Annotated in this window: 18 protein-coding genes; 3 read left to right on the top strand and 15 right to left on the bottom strand. The window is 62.2% G+C overall.

Going from position 1 to position 16082, the window contains the following annotated elements; translation table 11 throughout:
* Window positions 1-12 precede the first annotated feature (12 nt).
* From rplW to B5G40_RS00070, 5 genes are all read right to left on the bottom strand, one after another.
* A complete protein-coding gene (rplW, locus tag B5G40_RS00090) occupies window positions 13-312 on the bottom strand; it encodes a 50S ribosomal protein L23 (RefSeq protein ID WP_087187783.1) in 300 nt (99 codons plus the stop codon).
* Window positions 312-932 carry a 50S ribosomal protein L4 gene (gene rplD / locus B5G40_RS00085; protein WP_087187782.1) on the bottom strand — a complete coding sequence of 207 codons (621 nt, stop codon included), beginning with the start codon at window positions 930-932 and terminating at the stop codon, window positions 312-314. Before rplD ends, rplW begins: the two co-directional genes overlap by 1 nt.
* A 17-nt stretch (window positions 933-949) precedes the next feature.
* Window positions 950-1675 (bottom strand): 50S ribosomal protein L3, encoded by a 726-nt coding sequence (rplC, locus tag B5G40_RS00080; RefSeq protein ID WP_087187781.1) that lies wholly within the window; start codon window positions 1673-1675, stop codon window positions 950-952.
* 131 nt (window positions 1676-1806) lie between these two features.
* Window positions 1807-2121, bottom strand: coding sequence for a 30S ribosomal protein S10 (rpsJ, locus tag B5G40_RS00075; RefSeq protein ID WP_006573401.1), 315 nt, complete (start codon window positions 2119-2121; stop codon window positions 1807-1809).
* 327 nt (window positions 2122-2448) lie between these two features.
* Entirely contained in the window at window positions 2449-3288 is an 840-nt protein-coding gene (locus B5G40_RS00070; protein WP_087398377.1) for a hypothetical protein, read from the bottom strand.
* Between the two features lie 120 nt (window positions 3289-3408).
* Here B5G40_RS00070 and B5G40_RS00065 point away from each other — a divergent pair, with 120 nt between their 5' ends.
* The gene (locus tag B5G40_RS00065) at window positions 3409-3657 is read left to right on the top strand and encodes a helix-turn-helix domain-containing protein (protein WP_087187779.1); all 249 of its coding nucleotides are present in this window, start codon (window positions 3409-3411) and stop codon (window positions 3655-3657) included.
* Between the two features lie 53 nt (window positions 3658-3710).
* On the opposite strand, the gene aroE is transcribed toward B5G40_RS00065, so the two are convergent.
* The 9 genes from aroE to B5G40_RS00020 form a co-directional block, all read right to left on the bottom strand.
* A complete protein-coding gene (aroE, locus tag B5G40_RS00060) occupies window positions 3711-5108 on the bottom strand; it encodes a shikimate dehydrogenase (RefSeq protein ID WP_087398376.1) in 1398 nt (465 codons plus the stop codon).
* A 36-nt stretch (window positions 5109-5144) separates the two neighbouring features.
* Window positions 5145-5576: a type II 3-dehydroquinate dehydratase gene (gene aroQ / locus B5G40_RS00055; RefSeq protein ID WP_087398375.1), complete on the bottom strand. Its 432-nt coding sequence runs from the start codon at window positions 5574-5576 to the stop codon at window positions 5145-5147.
* Entirely contained in the window at window positions 5573-6067 is a 495-nt protein-coding gene (locus tag B5G40_RS00050) for a shikimate kinase (protein ID WP_087328887.1), read from the bottom strand. The genes aroQ and B5G40_RS00050 overlap by 4 nt, the downstream gene beginning before the upstream one ends.
* Window positions 6064-7227, bottom strand: a complete 1164-nt coding sequence (gene pheA, locus B5G40_RS00045) for a prephenate dehydratase (protein WP_087398374.1) — start codon at window positions 7225-7227, stop codon at window positions 6064-6066. Before pheA ends, B5G40_RS00050 begins: the two co-directional genes overlap by 4 nt.
* 15 nt (window positions 7228-7242) lie before the next feature.
* Complete coding sequence (gene aroC / locus B5G40_RS00040) at window positions 7243-8277, bottom strand: chorismate synthase (protein ID WP_343286351.1); 1035 nt, start codon at window positions 8275-8277, stop codon at window positions 7243-7245.
* Window positions 8274-9503 carry a 3-phosphoshikimate 1-carboxyvinyltransferase gene (locus B5G40_RS00035; protein WP_087398373.1) on the bottom strand — a complete coding sequence of 410 codons (1230 nt, stop codon included), beginning with the start codon at window positions 9501-9503 and terminating at the stop codon, window positions 8274-8276. The genes aroC and B5G40_RS00035 overlap by 4 nt, the downstream gene beginning before the upstream one ends.
* Complete coding sequence (gene aroB / locus B5G40_RS00030) at window positions 9500-10564, bottom strand: 3-dehydroquinate synthase (RefSeq protein ID WP_087398372.1); 1065 nt, start codon at window positions 10562-10564, stop codon at window positions 9500-9502. Before aroB ends, B5G40_RS00035 begins: the two co-directional genes overlap by 4 nt.
* 66 nt (window positions 10565-10630) lie before the next feature.
* Window positions 10631-11650, bottom strand: coding sequence for a 3-deoxy-7-phosphoheptulonate synthase (gene aroF, locus B5G40_RS00025; protein ID WP_087398371.1), 1020 nt, complete (start codon window positions 11648-11650; stop codon window positions 10631-10633).
* Between the two features lie 337 nt (window positions 11651-11987).
* Window positions 11988-13352 carry an MATE family efflux transporter gene (locus B5G40_RS00020; RefSeq protein ID WP_087398370.1) on the bottom strand — a complete coding sequence of 455 codons (1365 nt, stop codon included), beginning with the start codon at window positions 13350-13352 and terminating at the stop codon, window positions 11988-11990.
* 137 nt (window positions 13353-13489) lie between these two features.
* Between B5G40_RS00020 and dpsA the strand changes: the two genes are divergently transcribed.
* Complete coding sequence (dpsA, locus tag B5G40_RS00015; protein WP_087331445.1) at window positions 13490-14362, top strand: dipicolinate synthase subunit DpsA; 873 nt, start codon at window positions 13490-13492, stop codon at window positions 14360-14362.
* 2 nt (window positions 14363-14364) lie between these two features.
* The gene (locus tag B5G40_RS00010) at window positions 14365-14949 is read left to right on the top strand and encodes a dipicolinate synthase subunit B (protein WP_087331443.1); all 585 of its coding nucleotides are present in this window, start codon (window positions 14365-14367) and stop codon (window positions 14947-14949) included.
* A gap of 60 nt (window positions 14950-15009) precedes the next feature.
* Here the strand turns inward: B5G40_RS00010 and B5G40_RS00005 are convergent.
* A partial coding sequence (locus B5G40_RS00005; RefSeq protein WP_087398369.1) for a glycoside hydrolase family 3 protein occupies window positions 15010-16082 on the bottom strand: 1073 nt, incomplete at its 5' end.

Here is a 16082-nt window from a genome sequence, read left to right as displayed (position 1 = left end):
TCCTTATCCTCCTTACACCATGCCCTCGAAGAACTCGATGGTCTTGGAGTCCTCGGTCAGGGTAACCATAGCCTTCTTCCAGTTGGCGCGGCGGCCAGCGGGGAAGCGGCCGGTGCGCTTGGCCTTACCCTGCATATTCAGGGTGTTGACCTTGGCGACCTTCACGCCGAAGATCTCCTCGACGGCCTTGGCGATCTCGATCTTGTTCGCGCTCTTGGCCACCTCGAAGGTGTACTTCTTGGCCTCGGTCTCGGCCATGGACTGCTCGGTGATGATGGGGCGCTTGATGATATCATAAGCGGTGGTAGCCATTACGCAAACACCTCCTCGATGACGGCCAGAGCGGCCTTATCTACGATAAACTTGCCAGCGTTCACGATGTCGTACACGCTGAGGATCTTGGCAGTGGTGGTCACCACGCCGGGGATGTTGCGGGCGGACTTGATGACGGTCTCGTTGACCTCGGGGGTCACGATGACGGCCTTCTTGGCGCCCACAGTGCTCAGGAAGCCCTGCATGGCCTTGGTCTTGATGGAGTCCATGGTCAGGCTGTCCACAACCACGATGTCGCCGGAGGCGGCCTTGGCGGACAGAGCGGACTTCAGAGCCAGACGCTTGACCTTCTTGTTCAGCACGTAGCTGTAGTCGCGGGGCTTGGGAGCAAAGACGATACCACCGTGAGTCCACTGGGGAGCGCGGGTGGAACCCTGACGGGCACGGCCGGTGCCCTTCTGGCGCCAGGGCTTGATGCCGCCGCCGGAAACCTCGGCGCGGGTCAGAGCGGACTGGGTGCCCTGACGGCAGTTGGCCAGGTGGTTCTTAACCACCTCGTGGACAACGGTCTGATTGGGCTCGATCCCGAACACAGCTTCGGAGAGCTCCACTTCGCCGACCTGGTTGCCGGCCATGTTCACAAGAATTGCCTTAGGCATTTGAGTTCTCTCCTTTCTTACTTGTTACGGGCGGAAGCCTTCTGGGGATTGACGCGGGCGGAAGCCTTCTGCGGGTTGACGCTGGCGTTGGCAGCGGCGCCCTTCTCCTTGACGTTGATCACGGAGTTGCGCAGGTACACGATGCCGCCCTTGGGGCCGGGGATGGCGCCGCGGACAGCGATGATGCCCAGCTCGGAGTCAACCTTGATGACGTCCAGGTTCAGAACAGTGACCTGCTCGTTACCCATCTGGCCGGCGCCGATCTTACCCTTGAAGATACGGGAGGGATCGGTGCTGGAGCCCATGGAGCCGGCGTGACGGTGCACAGGGCCGGTACCGTGGGATTCCTTCAGGCGGTGAGCGCCGTGACGCTTGATAACGCCCTGATAGCCGTGGCCCTTGCTGATGCCGGTCACGTCCACGCGGTCGCCCTCGGCGAACACGTCAACCTTGACCTCGTCGCCCACGTTGAGGGCGTCGCAGTTGTCCAGCTTGAACTCCTTCAGGGTGCTCTTGCGAGCGTCGCCAGCCTTCTTCAGGTGACCCAGCTCAGGCTTGGTGAGCTTCTTCTCAGCTACGTCGCCGTAGCCCAGCTGAACGGCGTTGTAGCCGTCCTTCTCCTCGGTCTTCTTCTGCACCACGGTGCAGGGGCCCGCCTCGATGACGGTGACCGGGATGACCTTGCCGGCTTCGTCGAAGATCTGCGTCATGCCGACCTTCTTGCCGATAATGGCCTTTTCCATGTGTTTTCCTCCTTAATAAGGTTATTGGTTGGGCGAGTTACCCATTGGACTGGTATTGCTCGGCCAACTTGACCCGTCCGCCTCAAAACGCGGCGGACTGCGGTACAAACAAAGGAATGGATCGCTGTCTCTTACAGCTTGATCTCGATCTCCACACCGGCGGGGAGCTCCAGGCTCATCAGGGCCTCGACGGTCTTGGGAGAGGGCTTGAGGATGTCGATCAGGCGCTTGTGAGTGCGGCGCTCGAACTGCTCGCGGGAGTCCTTGTACTTATGGACGGCGCGCAGGATGGTGACGACTTCCTTCTTGGTGGGCAGGGGGATGGGGCCGGACACGGAAGCGCCGGTGCGCTTGGCGGTCTCAACGATCTTCTCAGCGCTCTGGTCGATGAGCTGATGATCGTAGGCCTTCAGACGGATGCGGATCATTTCTTTCTGAGCTGCCATGGTGTTTGTTCCTCCTTAAACATACGAAGTGGTGCGCTTTTGCCGGGTCCACGGGGCCAAAGCGCGGTGTCTTTCCTCGCTTCGTACGGTGAGAGATTTCAGTACACGTTTCCGTGCGTATCACTCCGTGACATGAAGAAAACCGGCACAAGCAGGCCGGTTTTACCCATACATGGCGATATACGCCGTGTACAGATCCCTCAGCCGCCCGATTCTAGCTCGGACATACTCCGCGGAAGTTACCTCATTGCTGAGCAATCTCCCGCATCATCGCAGACTGCGCCCCAAACAGGCGCTTGATTATGATACTCTAAAACCAATTCCCTGTCAAGAGCTTTCCCGGTTTTTTTGAAAAATTTTTGTCTCTGCCGGAGCAGGCAGGAAAAGGGCCGCCTGTCCCAGCAGCAAAAGCACGGGAATCAGGGAATAGTGGTACCGCCCCGCCACCTCCACCAGCATCTGGGCGCAGGTCAGCCCCAGCACATACAGGGGCAGCAAAACCACAGCGAAGCGCTCCCGGTTTCGCCACAGCCGGACCAGGGCACCTCCCGCCAGTACCATGGCTGCATAATAGAATCCGTTGCAGGCCAGGGCAAACAGCTTGGTATGCCGCACCACGCTGCCCACATAGCCCACGCAGGCGTGGTCAGAGCCCAGAAAAGCCCTCAGTTTATCCCGCAGCAGAGGCAGCAAGGCCACCTTCCCGGAGGTGATGCGGTCTTTGGCAGCCTCCAGCGCTCCCTCCTGAGCCTGCTGGGCGGTGGCCCCCGGCGCATCGCCGAGGGAAAAGAGCAGCTGGCTGTCCTCCTGGTTCCATGCCCCGCCGGAATCTTGGTTGAATCCCACCAGAACACTGTAGCCCGGTGTGGTGGAGGGCTCCTCCCCAATGCGGCGGGTCAAATTGGCCTGCCACAGCAGGCCGGTGACGGCATAGACCGCCAGCAGGGCGGCCAGCAGCCCCAGCCAGTACCGCCGGGATTCTTCCAGCAGCCATTCTTCCGGCTTCAGCACCAGGCGCCAGCTCAGTAGAGCAATGATCACCACTGCCGCAATGGGACGCACCCCGTTGAACCACCGCAGCACCAGCCCGCCAAGCAGCAGGGCCAGCGTCAGCCCCAGCATATTCCTTGTCAAAAGGCCGGCCCCTGCCGTCAAACGCCGTTCCATCGTCTTCGCCCCCTCCTGACCTTACATTTTTTAGTCTTGTCCTATAATAGGACAACTCAGGACGGTTTTCAGTATAACGTTGGGGTTGTCCTATGTCAAGACAAAAGGAGGTGTATTCTCATGGCCAGGATCATTGACGGGACTGCCAAAAACCTGGTGGGCGAGCAGGTGCGGGCCCTGCGCATCAAGCGGGGCATGAGCCAGCAGGCCCTGTCCGATAAGCTGGAAACCATGGCGATCTATGTCTGCCGGGGCTCGGTCTCCCGAATTGAGGACCGGCAGCGTACGGTCACCGACATCGAGCTGTACGGCCTGTCCCAGGTGCTGGGGGTGCCCATCTCCCAGCTCTTTGGTCCCGACGAGCAATAAAAAAGGAGCCCCCGACGTCCATTGGAACGTCGGGGGCTCCTTTCTACGTTATCTTATAGCACTTCGGCAATCCGCTTTTTCATCTCGGCGGCGTCAATTTCGGTCTGGGTAAAGTGCTCCAGAGCCAGCACCGCCTGGTTGACCAGCAAGCCCAGCCCGTTGATGGCCTTGTGGCCCCGCTTTTTGGCCTGGCGGAGCAATTCGGTTTCAGCGGGAATGTAGATCAGATCCACCACCGGTACGCCGGGCTTCAACTGATCCAGGAAGGAGAAGTCGGCAAACTGTCCGGCGGTGTCCGCCATTCCCAGAGAGGTGCAGTTCACCAGCAGGTCGCACTCCTCCGCCGCCCGGGCCAGTTCATCCTGGGAAAAGCCCGCCGGATGAAGATGCTCCAGGTCGTGGTCACAGATGGCCTGAGCCTTGTCGAGGGTACGGTTGCACACGATGACCCCCGCTCCAGCCTGGGCCAGCTTGAGACATACCGCCTTGGCGGCGCCTCCCGCTCCCAATACCGTCACCTTTTTACCCGCCGGATCGATGCCCTCGTCGGCCAGAGCCCGGAGGAAGCCCTCGCCATCGGTGTTATAGCCGTAGGTTTTGCCGTCCCGGATGCAGACGGTATTCACCGCTCCGATGAGTCTGGCATCCTCGTCCAGCTCATCCAGCAGGGGCACCAACTCCTCCTTATGGGGCATGGTAGCGTTGAATCCTGCGTATCCGGCAAATTTGGCACACTCCAGCCATTCCTTGCACTGTCCCCGGGGCACCGGCTGACACAGATACACATAGTCCAGACCCAGAGCCTTGAGCATGGTATTCTGGATCAGAGGGGACTTGGAGTGGGCCACCGGGTCCCCAATGACGCACAGCTTGCGGGTGCTGTTTTTCAGTTCCACATTCATATCCATCTCTCCCCGTTCGCCCTCCGGCCGGTGGTCGGGGAGGGCGGCGTTGATTGCCAGGGCCACCAGCAATCCCACAATGGTCTCGATCATGCGGGCGGCGGCGTAGTAATACCGGGTCACGCCGGTGACACCGGTGATGAGAATGACACAGGGCAGGATGCAGGCCATGCCGCAGGCGGTGGGCCGCTTGATGAGCAGACACAGCCAAACCCCTGCCACACATACCACACCAAGAATGATGGTCTTGAGCCAGAAATGCTCCAGGGCCGGTCCCAGCAGCAGGGTGGCGGTACCCAGGGCGCCGCCCACAATGACGCCGATGAGGCGGGAAATACCCTGGCGGAAGGTCTGACCCAGGGTGCTCTGGGTGCAGATGATGCAGGCAATACAGGCATACAGAGGCCCCATCTGCCCCCAAATACCTCCCAGCTCCTCCCGATAGGTGAGGCCAAAGGGAAGGAACAGCGCATAGGACACCATCACCGCCACAGCGGTCTTGATGACCCGCATTCCGATGCGGGGCAGGGGAACGGAAGGATGTTTCATAATCTCTCCTTGCTCATTTATGGAAGCTCTCTTCGGTTACATCTCTCCGGCGAGAAAGTAACCCATTGCTGCCTCGTAGCCATACAGCCCCAGGCCGCAGATCTGACCCACACAGGCGGGGGCGGTGACACTCTTGTGCCGGAACTCCTCCCGCTGGTGGACGTTGGAGATATGGACCTCGATGCAGGGCACATCCACCGCCTTCAGGGCGTCCAGAATGGCGTAGGAGTAGTGGGTAAAGGCCCCCGGATTCATGACGATGGCGTCATACACCCCGTCTGCGGCGTGGATGGCGTCAATGATGGCCCCCTCGTGGTTGGACTGGAAGCAGCTGGCGGTGGAACCGTGGGCGGCGGCAAACTCCTCCAGCCGCTTGCACAGGCTCTCATAGGTGTTCTCCCCATAAATACCCGGCTCCCGCTTGCCCAGCAGGTTCAGGTTGGGTCCGTTGATGACGAGAAATTTCATTTCAGCACCTCCAAAATCCGCTGGACGGTCTCCGCCGGGGTGGCCTGGACATCCACCACATGGTCCGCCCACTCCAGGTAGATGGGCTCCCGTCCGGCGTACCGCTCCAGGAAGGCCTCTCTCCCCTGCTGGCCCAGGGGGCGGCCACCCATAGACACATTGTCGTAGATCTCCCCCGGGTCCCGCCGTAGGAAAATCACCGTACCACTCTCTTTCAGGGAAGCAATGGAATCCGCCCGGGTGGGCAGGCCGCCGCCGCAGGCAATGACCTGACTCTTCCGCTGGGCCAGTTCCTCCGCCGCGCCCAACTCCCAGTCCCGGAAGAAGGCCTCTCCCTCCTTGGCAAAGATGTCGGGGATGGACCGGCCCAAGGCCTCCTCAATATATTGGTCGGTATCCACGAAGGTGAAGCCCAGTTCCTTGGCCAGCAACCTGCCCACCGTGGACTTGCCGCAGCCCATCATGCCGATGAGCACCACGTTGTCCCTCATGCCTGTTCCTCCCAGGCTTTGTAGTTGCCCAGAATGCGCACCTCGGTGGCCAGCTGGCTCAGCTCGTGGAGCACCCCGTCCATGCCGGGGGCGGTGAGGTCGCCGGTGAAATCCAGGAAGAAGAGGTACTCAAAACCCCGCCCGGGGATGGGCCGGGACTCGATCTTCAGCAGGTTGAGCCCCTGGACTGCAAAGATGGTGAGGATCTCATGGAGGGAGCCGCTTTGGTGGGGCAGACGGAACACGGCGCTGATCTTATTGCGCTCCGGCCGCAGTTCAGGCACCGGGGACACCACCGCAAACCGGGTATGGTTCATGGTATTGTGGTTGACCCGTTCAGCCAGGATGTTGAGGCCGTACAACTGGGCAGCCCGCTTGGAGCAGATGGCGGCAGCGGTGTGGTCTCCCTTCTCCGCCACCAGCTTGGCAGAACCGGCGGTGTCCAGGGTGGGCACCCGCTTCCAGTCCCGATGGGCATCCAGATACTTCTCGCTCTGCATCAGCCCCTGCTCATGGGAATAGACGGTTGTAATCTGGGACAGTTCCACGCCCGGCAGTGCTGCCAGGCAGTGCTCCACCGGCACCTGCCACTCTCCCACAATGTAATAGCGGTACTGGGCCATCAGGTCGTATACCTGCCGGATAGACCCGGTGGAGGAGTTCTCCACCGGCAGCACGGCGTAATCCACCTCACCACTCTCCAGCGCAGCGAACACATCGTTGAACCAGGGCTTGCCCACGCTGTTCACGTCCCCGCCGAAGAAACCCACGGTGGCCTCCTCGCTGTAGCAGCCCGGCTCCCCCTGGTAGGCCACCCGGGGATTGGCCACCGGCTGACGCACTCTGGCCAGGTCGGCCAGATAGGCGGCGTAGCCCGGGTCCTCCGCCCCCTCCTTCACCAGATGGCGCTGCTGGCGGCGGGAGATGGCCATGATGCTCTCATAGAGCGCCGCCAGATCCGCCTTCCGGGCGGGATCGTCGGTCAGGGCCGTCTTGGCGGCAATGACCTGCTTCTCCCGGCTGGCGTCCAGCACCGGGATGCCCTCCCGCTGCTTGTATTCCCCCACCTTGCCGGTGACGGCCATCCGCTCCAGAAAGAGTTTGACCAGTTCCCCGTCGATGCGGTCGATCTCCTGCCGATATTGCTCCAGTTCCGTCATATCCATCGCTCCTTATCAGATGCCCAATACAGCGCAGGCCGCCAGGGCAGCCGCCGCCTCGATCACCGGCACCGCCCGGGGGACGATGCAGGGATCATGGCGGCCGTGGATCTCAATTTCCGTCTCCTCCCCAGTCCGCAGGTCCACGCTCTCCTGAGGCAGAGAGATGGAGGGAGTGGGCCGGATGGTGACCTCAAAGGTCACCGGCATCCCGTTGGTGATGCCGCCGTTGATTCCCCCGGCGTGGTTGGTCTTGGTGACCACTTTGCCGTCCTCCACGGCGAAGGGGTCGTTGGCCTCGCTGCCCCGCATGAGGGAGAAGGCCACACCGGCCCCGAACTCGATGCCCTTCACCGCGGGTACGGCAAAGAGATACTGGGAGAAAATGCCCTCCACATTGCAGCCAAAGTCGGGGGCGCCCAGTCCGGCGGGCAGGCCGGTGACGGCGCACTCGATGGCGCCGCCCACGCTGTCCTGCTCCTCCTTGGCCTCCAGAATGGCCTGGCGCATCTCCTCTCCCTTGCTGTCATTCAGTACCGGGAAGGATTTGGCCGCCACAGCTTTCAGTTCCTCCGGGTCCTCCAGGGCGGCGTCGCAGATGCCGTAGATGGAGCTGATGTGGGCACCCACCTGAACGCCCCGGCCCGCCAGCACCTGCTTGGCTACCGCGCCGGCGGCCACCAGCGGGGCGGTGAGGCGGCCGGAAAAGTGGCCGCCTCCCCGATAGTCCAGACAGCCTCTGCTCTTGATGAATCCGGCGTAATCCCCGTGGCTGGGCCGGGGGGTGTACCGGATGGATTCATAGTCCTTGGAGTGCTGGTCGGAGTTGCGGATCACCATGGCCAGAGGGGCCCCGGTGGTCTTGCCCTCAAACACCCCGGAGAGCACCTCCACCAGGTCGCTCTCCTTCCGGGCAGTTGCGGTGGGGTCCTGGCCCGGCTTGCGCCGGTCCAGTTCCTTCTGCACCTGCTCCAGATCCAGCTCCAGCCCGGCGGGTACCCCCTCCAGCACCACGCCGATGGCAGGGCCGTGGGACTCCCCGAAGATCATATGTCGCATATCAGTTCTCCTCCCAATCTGCGGTAATCCTCCCAGAACCGTGGATAGGACTTCTTGACGCACTCCGCACCAGTGATGGTCACCGGCGCTTCACACCGGATGGCGGCAATGGCCGCCATCATGGCAATGCGGTGGTCATTGTGGCCGGAGACGGTAACACCCCCCGCCAGCTTCTCCTTCCCATGGATCACCAGGTAGTCCTCATATTCCTCTACCTGGGCCCCCAGGGCGTTGAGCACTTCGGTCACGGTAGCCAGCCGGTCGCTCTCCTTGATCCGCAGCCGCCCGGCGTTGACAATGCGGGTGGTCTCCCCCGCTCGCAGGGCGGCCATGGCGGCCAGAGGGGGCACCAGATCGGGGCACTGGCTTACATCCAGGTCCAGGCTGCCGGTCCCCTGCAGCTGGTCATAAAATCCGGCAATGGCCCGGTCCCCCTGAACGGAGGCCTGATCCAGCCCGCCGATCTCCACCGGGCAGCCCAGGCATTTGGCTCCGTACCAGAAGGCGGCGTTGGACCAGTCGGCCTCAATGGCCAGATTCTGATGCTGGTAATACTGATTTCCCGGCACACGGAAGGTGCGCTTGCCGTCGTATTCCGCCTTTACTCCAAACCGTTCCAGGGCGTCCAGGGTCATGTCCACATAGCCCCGGCTCTCCAGGCCGGTGGTGAGTACGATTTCGCTGTCCCCCTCCAGCAGGGGCAGGGCGTACAGCAGGCCGGTAATAAACTGGGAGGACACGTTGCCCGGCAGGGTGTAGACGCCGGGGGCCAGCTTGCCCCGCACCGTCAGCACCCCGTCCTTCTGCTCATAGAAGATGCCCTTCTCCCGGAAGAGGGCGAAGTAGGGGTCCTGAGGCCGCTCCATCAGCCGCCCGTGGCCGGTGAACTTGCCGCCCCCCTTGAGGGCCAGAGCCACCGGAATGAGAAAGCGGAGGGTGGAGCCGCTCTCCCCGCAGTCCATCACCTCGGGGGCGGGCTCCTCATGGCCGTCCACCAGGTCGGCCCCCCGGATGATAGTACCGTCGGCGGAGGCGTCGGCGTCCAGGGTGCGCATACACCGCAGGGTGGCCTGGATATCCTCCGACAGGTCCACGTTGGATAGCTTGCAGAAGCCGTCGGACAGAGCGGCAGCAATGATGAGCCGATGGGCCTGGCTCTTGGACGGGGGCGGCGTCACCGTCCCTTTCAGGACCGCCGGCGTAATGGTCACATTCATTTCAGTTCCTCCAGCAGTGCGGCTTTGGGCATTTTATGGGGGATGGCCCGGCCCATCTCTTCCAGCAGGATCACGCTGATGTCCGCCCCCGCCCCCTTCTTGTCCAGACCAATGGCGGCGGCATACTCCTCCGCCGTACAAGAGATCTCCACCGGCAGATCCAGAGCGGTGAGAACGGCGGCAATCCTGTCCGCCGTCCCCGCCGGAGTAATCCCCAGCCGCTCCCCCAGTCCGGCGGCCTTCACCATACCGGCGGCCACCGCCTGACCGTGGGTCCATGTTTCATAGTGGCCCGCCTTCTCATAGGCGTGACCCAGGGTGTGACCGAAGTTGAGCAGCATCCGTTTTCCCGTGTCCCGCTCGTCCTCTTCCACAACAATTCGTTTTAAATTGCAGCAGGTATACAGAACGTGTTCGATTTCCGCCATAATTTCCTTTCGGCTGGGCCGGTGGGCCAGGAAATCAAAGAAGGTCCCGTCCAGGATACAGCCGTACTTGATGACCTCTGCCATACCGTCGGCAAAAGTGGCGTCGGGCAGGGTATCCAGGGTATCCGGGTCCATCAGCACCAGCTTGGGCTGCCAGAAGGCACCGGCCAGATTCTTGCCCGCCTCCAGGTCGATGGCCACCTTGCCTCCCACAGAGGAGTCCACCTGGGCAAGCAGGGTGGTGGGGATCTGGACAAAGTCCACCCCACGCAGGATAGTAGCTGCGGCAAAGCCCGCCAGATCCCCCACCACGCCGCCGCCCAGGGCCACCACGGCGTCAGTGCGGGTGAGCCCGGCGGCCATCATGGCCTCCCACAGCCCGGCCAGCTGACCGGCACACTTGGAGGCCTCTCCAGCGGGCACAACATGGACCGTCACAGAAAACCCGGCGGCGGTGAGGCTTGCTTCCAGCCGGGGGGCATAGAGGGGGGCCACATTGGAGTCGGTGACCACAAAGAGCCTGCCCGCCCGGGGCAGGGCCTTCCGGCAGTATGCTCCCGCCTGGTCCAGCAGGCCCCGCTGGATCAGGATATCATATTCCCGCCCCGGCAGGGCAACGGTGAGGGTCTTCATGGGCACTTCGTCCTTTCCATAATACCGTAGGAGCAATCTTTCTGGCCACCCCTGCGTCATTTCTTTTTATTTTACCAACTTTTTCTCCACCAGGTCAACCAGCATACCCACCTTGTGCATGAGGGCGTCGAACTTCTGGGGGGTAAGGGACTGCTGGCCGTCGCACTTGGCGTGGGCGGGATCGTTGTGGACCTCGATGATGAGGCCGTCGGCGCCCGCCGCCACGGCGGCCAGGGCCAGAGGCTCCACCATCCAGTACATACCGGCAGCGTGGGAGGGGTCCACGATGACGGGCAGGTGGCTCATCTGCTTGATGGCGGGGATGGCGGACACGTCCAGGGTGTTGCGGGTGTAGGTCTCAAAGGTACGCACGCCCCGCTCGCACAGGATCACGTTCTCATTGCCCTCGGCCATAATATACTCGGCGGACATGATCCATTCCTCGTAGGTGTTGGACAGGCCCCGTTTGAGCAGGATGGGCTTGCTCATCTTGCCCACTTCCTTGAGCAGCTCAAAGTTCTGCATATTGCGGGCGCCCACCTGGACCACGTCCACCTCCCGCTCAAAGAGGTCGGCCATCCGGGGATCCATGATCTCGGTGACGATGGGCAGACCGGTCTTGGCCCGGGCCTCCACCAGCAGATCCAGGCCGGGAGCGCCCATGCCCTGGAAGGAGTAGGGGGAAGTACGAGGCTTGAAGGCGCCGCCCCGCAGCATGGCCGCGCCGGAGCGCTTCACGTCCTCGGCCACGGCGCAGATCTGCTCCTCGCTCTCCACCGAGCAGGGGCCGGCAATGACGGAGAAGTTGCCGCCGCCGATCTTGGCGCTGCCCACGGTGACCACGGTGTCCTCGGGGTGGAACTTGCGGTTGGCCTTCTTGTAGGGCTCCTGCACCCGCATGACCCGCTCCACGTTGGGGTTGATGGAAATCTTGTCCATATCCACGGCGGTGGTATCACCCACCAGGCCCAGGATGGTGCAGCCCACGCCGTTGGTAATGCCCACTTCCAGGCCCAGCTGCTTCAGTTTATCTGCCAGATGTTGAATATCCTCCTGCCGGGTACCGGGCTTCATGACGACTACCATATGACACGCTTCCTTTCCAGTGACAAAAATAGGCGCTCATTGATGAAATCAATGAGCGCCCTGTCTGTGTTACAAGGTAATATCAGGCCCCATAGGGCCCACCCATTTACTCCATCCTGCTATTTTCCCATGCCAAAAAAGCCGGTGCCCATAAATCGAGCCCAGCCAAAGGAAAACAGGAAGGATGCAGTTGTGAGGGAACGTCTGGTCATGCCTGTACGCCTCACTTTTCTAGGTTGGAGTCATTATACCCTCTTTTTCCCGTGATTGCAACGGGAATTGTGTACAAATACCGCCGGAGTTTTCTCCACTCTCACTGTGTTTTCTCCCTGTCCGGTCACATGGGCGCGCTTTGCAGCTCGCCGGGGGGCATATGCCGCAGCAGCTGCCGCAGACACAGGGCGAAGAGCACCGAGCTGATGGACCAGGTGAGGGGATAGGCCCAATAGACCACCCGGATGTCGGGGATGACCCGCACGGTAAGGGTGATGTAGGTGATACGCAGGGCGCACCACACCGTCAGCATAATGGCCATGGGTACGATGGGCCGCCCCATGCCCCGCAGGATGCCGGCGCAGCAGTGGGAGAAGGACAGCAGGCAGTAGAACAGGGACACCGTACGGGCGTAGGCCACACCAAAGGCCACCACCTCCGGCTCGCTGTTGAAGGCGGCCACCAGCAGCGGGGAGGCCAGGAAGATGATCCCGCCGATGGCCTCTGCCAAAATGGGGCTGCACACCAGGCCGAACTTCATACCCGCCCGCACCCGGTCGAAGCGGTGGGCGCCCAGGTTCTGGCTGATAAAGGTGGACAGGGCCAGGGCAAAACAGGTTACCGGCAGGAATGCAAAGCCTTCGATACGGCTGTAGGCGCCGCAGCCCGCCATGGCAGCGGAATCAAAGGAATTGATGTTGGCCTGGACAATGACGTTGGCCAGAGAGACCACCGAGCTCTGCACCCCCGAGGGAATACCCAGGGTGATGATCTGCTTGAACGTCGGGCCCTCAAAACGCACCCGCCGCCAGTTCACCCGGTAGCCCGCTTTGGTGAGGGTCAGCTTGCGGAAAGCCAGAAAGGCGGACAGGCACTGGCTGAGGATGGTAGCCAGGGCAGCGCTGCCCACCCCCATTTTCAGCACCGCCACAAAGAGCAGGTCCAGTACCACGTTGGCGAGGGAGGCGGCGATGAGGTACTTCATAGGGCTGCGGCTGTCGCCCACCGACTGGAGGATACTGGCCCCCATGTTGTAGAGCACCACAGCGGAGGAGCCGAAGAAGTAAATGCGGAAGTAAAGAATGGAGTTGTCAATGACGTCGGCAGGGGTGCCGATCCACTGGAGGATCTGGGGGGTTAATATGACCCCCACTACTGTCAGGATCACACCTGCTGTCAGGCCCAGGGCCACGGTGGTGTGGACCGCCCGCTCCATATGGTCGTCGTCCTCCGCCCCGTAGTACCGTGCGATGAGCACGCCCGCACCCAGGGATACACCGTTGATAAAGCCCACCATGAGCAAAATCATGCTGCTGGAGGAGCTGACCGCCGCCAGAGCGGACCGACCGATGAAGTTGCCCACAATGAGGGAATCCACCGCATTATATAATTGCTGAAACAGGTTACTGAAAAAGATGGGCAGGGCGAAGGCCAGCATCTTTTTGGGGACGCTGCCTTCGGTCAGGCGATTTTGTTCGTTTCGGTCCATCGGGTCCATCTCCGCTCTCTCTTGATCTGTCTTTTTATTATTAGCCTGTTAAAGCAAAAAGTCAAGCTGTGCCACCCAGTCACCCTTTTCCGGCGGCGGAATAGGATGGAGCAGTCACTGGGAACGGAGGGCTTACCATGAGACATGAACTGAACCTGTGGGTGGCGGGGGGCGATTTGCGGCAGGCCAAACTGGCGGAGCTGCTGGCCGCCGACGGCCACACAGTACATACCTGGGCCCTGGAGGGCCACGGCCCTCTGACGGGGGTACAGATGGAGACCGACCCGGCGGGGGTGGAACTGGCCGACTGCCTGATCCTGCCTCTGCCGGCGGAGGAGGAGGGCGGCCTGCTCCACGCCCCTCTGTCCGACCAGCCCCATAAGCTGGAGGATCTGCTCTCCCCTCTGCGGCCCGGCCAACTGGTGTGCGCCGGGATGGTGGGCCCCAATCTCACCGCCCTGGCCGCCCAAAAAGGGCTGGTCCTTCAGGACTACTTCGCCCGGGAGGAACTGGCGGTGGCCAACGCGGTGCCCACCGCAGAGGGTGCCATCCAGATCGCACTGGAGGAACTGCCCATCACCCTCCACGGCGCCCGGGTGCTGGTCATCGGTTTCGGCCGAGTGGGCAAGGCCCTGTCCCAGCGTCTGGCCGGCCTGGGGGCCAAGGTGAGCGTGGCCGCCCGCAAGTGGGCCGATCTGGCCTGGGCAGAGAGCTGCGGCTACTGCGGGGAGCAGACCGAGCACCTGGCGGGCTGGCTGTGCGGCTACGACCTGGTAGTCAACACCGTCCCCGCCCCTGTGCTGGGCCTCACGGAGCTTTCCGACCTGAAACCGGGCTGCCTGGTCATCGATCTGGCCTCCAAGCCGGGGGGCGTGGACTTTGATGCGGCGGCCCGGCTGGGGGTCAAAGTGATCTGGGCCCTCTCCCTGCCGGGCAAGGTCGCGCCGGTGACGGCGGGCCAGTGTATTCAGACCACCATCTACAACATATTGCGGGAATTGGGAGTGTGAGCATGGAACAAGCGAAGGTTGGATTCGCCTTTTGCGGGTCCTTTTGTACATTGAGTATGGCTATGACCGCCCTGGAACAGGTGAAGGCCCGGTTCGGGGATGTGACCCCCATCGTATCGGAGGCCGCTGCCGCCAACGATACCCGGTTCGGCCCGGCCCATGAGTTTATGCGGGAGATGGAGCGCATCTGTGACAAGCGGGTCATCGACTCTCTGGTGAAGGCGGAGCCCATCGGGCCCAAAAAGCTGCTGGATGTGCTGGTTATCTGCCCCTGCACCGGCAACACCCTGGCAAAGCTGGCAAACGGCGTCACCGATTCCACCGTTACCCTGGCGGCCAAGGCCCATCTGCGCAACGGCCGCCCACTGGTGATCTGTCCCGCCACCAATGACGCTCTGGCCGCTTCGGCCAAGAACATCGGGGCGTTGCTGGACAAGAAGCACGTCTACTTTGTCCCCTTCCGGCAGGACGATCCCCAGGGCAAACCCACCTCGGTGGTGGCCGACTTCTCTCTGGTGCCCGACACCATTGCCGCCGCTCTGGAGGGACGCCAGCTCCAGCCCCTGCTGCTGGGCAGCCCCGCCTGAGATCGCGTCAGTCATAAAAAAAGGACTGCTGTGATACAGCAGTCCTTTTTCCTGTTTCATTCACTCCAAAGGGATGAGGCCCCGGTTGATCTTGAAGGTGAGAATGCGCTGTACGCTCTCGTCCAGCCGCTCCTCCGAGATGGAGCCGTCCTCCACCGCCGCCTCCAGGGCCGCAATGGTACCGTCCAGATCGCCGGGACACAGCAGGATATCCACCCCAGCCTGAATGGCCATCACCGCCGCCTGACCGCCGGTATAATACTTGGTAAGGGCAGACATCTCCATGGCGTCGGTCATGACCACCCCGTTAAAGCCCATCTCCTCCCGGAGCAGACCGGTGACGATCTCATAGGACAGAGGGGCGGGTTGATCGTCCAGGTCGGGAACAATGAGATGGCCCATCATCACCGCGTCCGCCCCCGCCTCAATGCCCGCCTGGAAGGGGATCAGCTCCCCCTGCCGCAGCTGGTCCAGGGTGCGATACAGATAGGTGGCCCCGTCGTGGGAATCGGTGGAGGTACCGCCGTGGCCGGGGAAGTGCTTGAGCACCGCCCCCACGCCGCCGTCGTGGAAACCCTTCACCGCCGCCGCCACCAGCTCCGCCGCGGTATTGAAGTCGGTAGAATAGGCCCGGTCGCCGATGACGGTGTTCTCCGGATTGGTCCACACGTCGGCCACCGGGGCCAGGTCGGTGTTGAAGCCGCAGCTGGCCAGGTCGGAGCCGATGGTGTAGGCGTTGTCGTAGGCGGTCTCGGGGCCCTGGTCCTCATAGTCCAGCATGGGGCCCACCCAGGTGGTACCCACGGTGCTCATGAGGCGGGTGACCCGTCCCCCCTCCTCGTCGCAGGTCAAGATGAGGGGGATCTTGGAATAGCTCTGGCTGTTGTCCAGCATCTGCTTGAGCTGGCTCTGGCTGAGCATATTGGGCTTGCGGTACAGAATACCGCAGATAGGGTAGCGCTCCAGCCCCGCTTTGGTGGCCGCACCCGCCTGGGTGGCAGTGCTTACGCCGGTAAGATCCTCGGGAGATACGATGATAAGCTGGCAGATCTTTTCATACTGGCTCATCTCAGCCGTCATCTCCGCCGCCAGAGCCGCCGTCCGCTCCTCCACCGTGGGGGTGGGGGTAGGGG

Source organism: Flavonifractor sp. An9, assembly GCF_002161245.1.
GTDB lineage: Bacteria > Bacillota > Clostridia > Oscillospirales > Oscillospiraceae > Flavonifractor > Flavonifractor avicola.
Note: the sequence above shows the minus strand (reverse complement) of the source record. Positions and strands in the feature narration are given on the sequence as shown.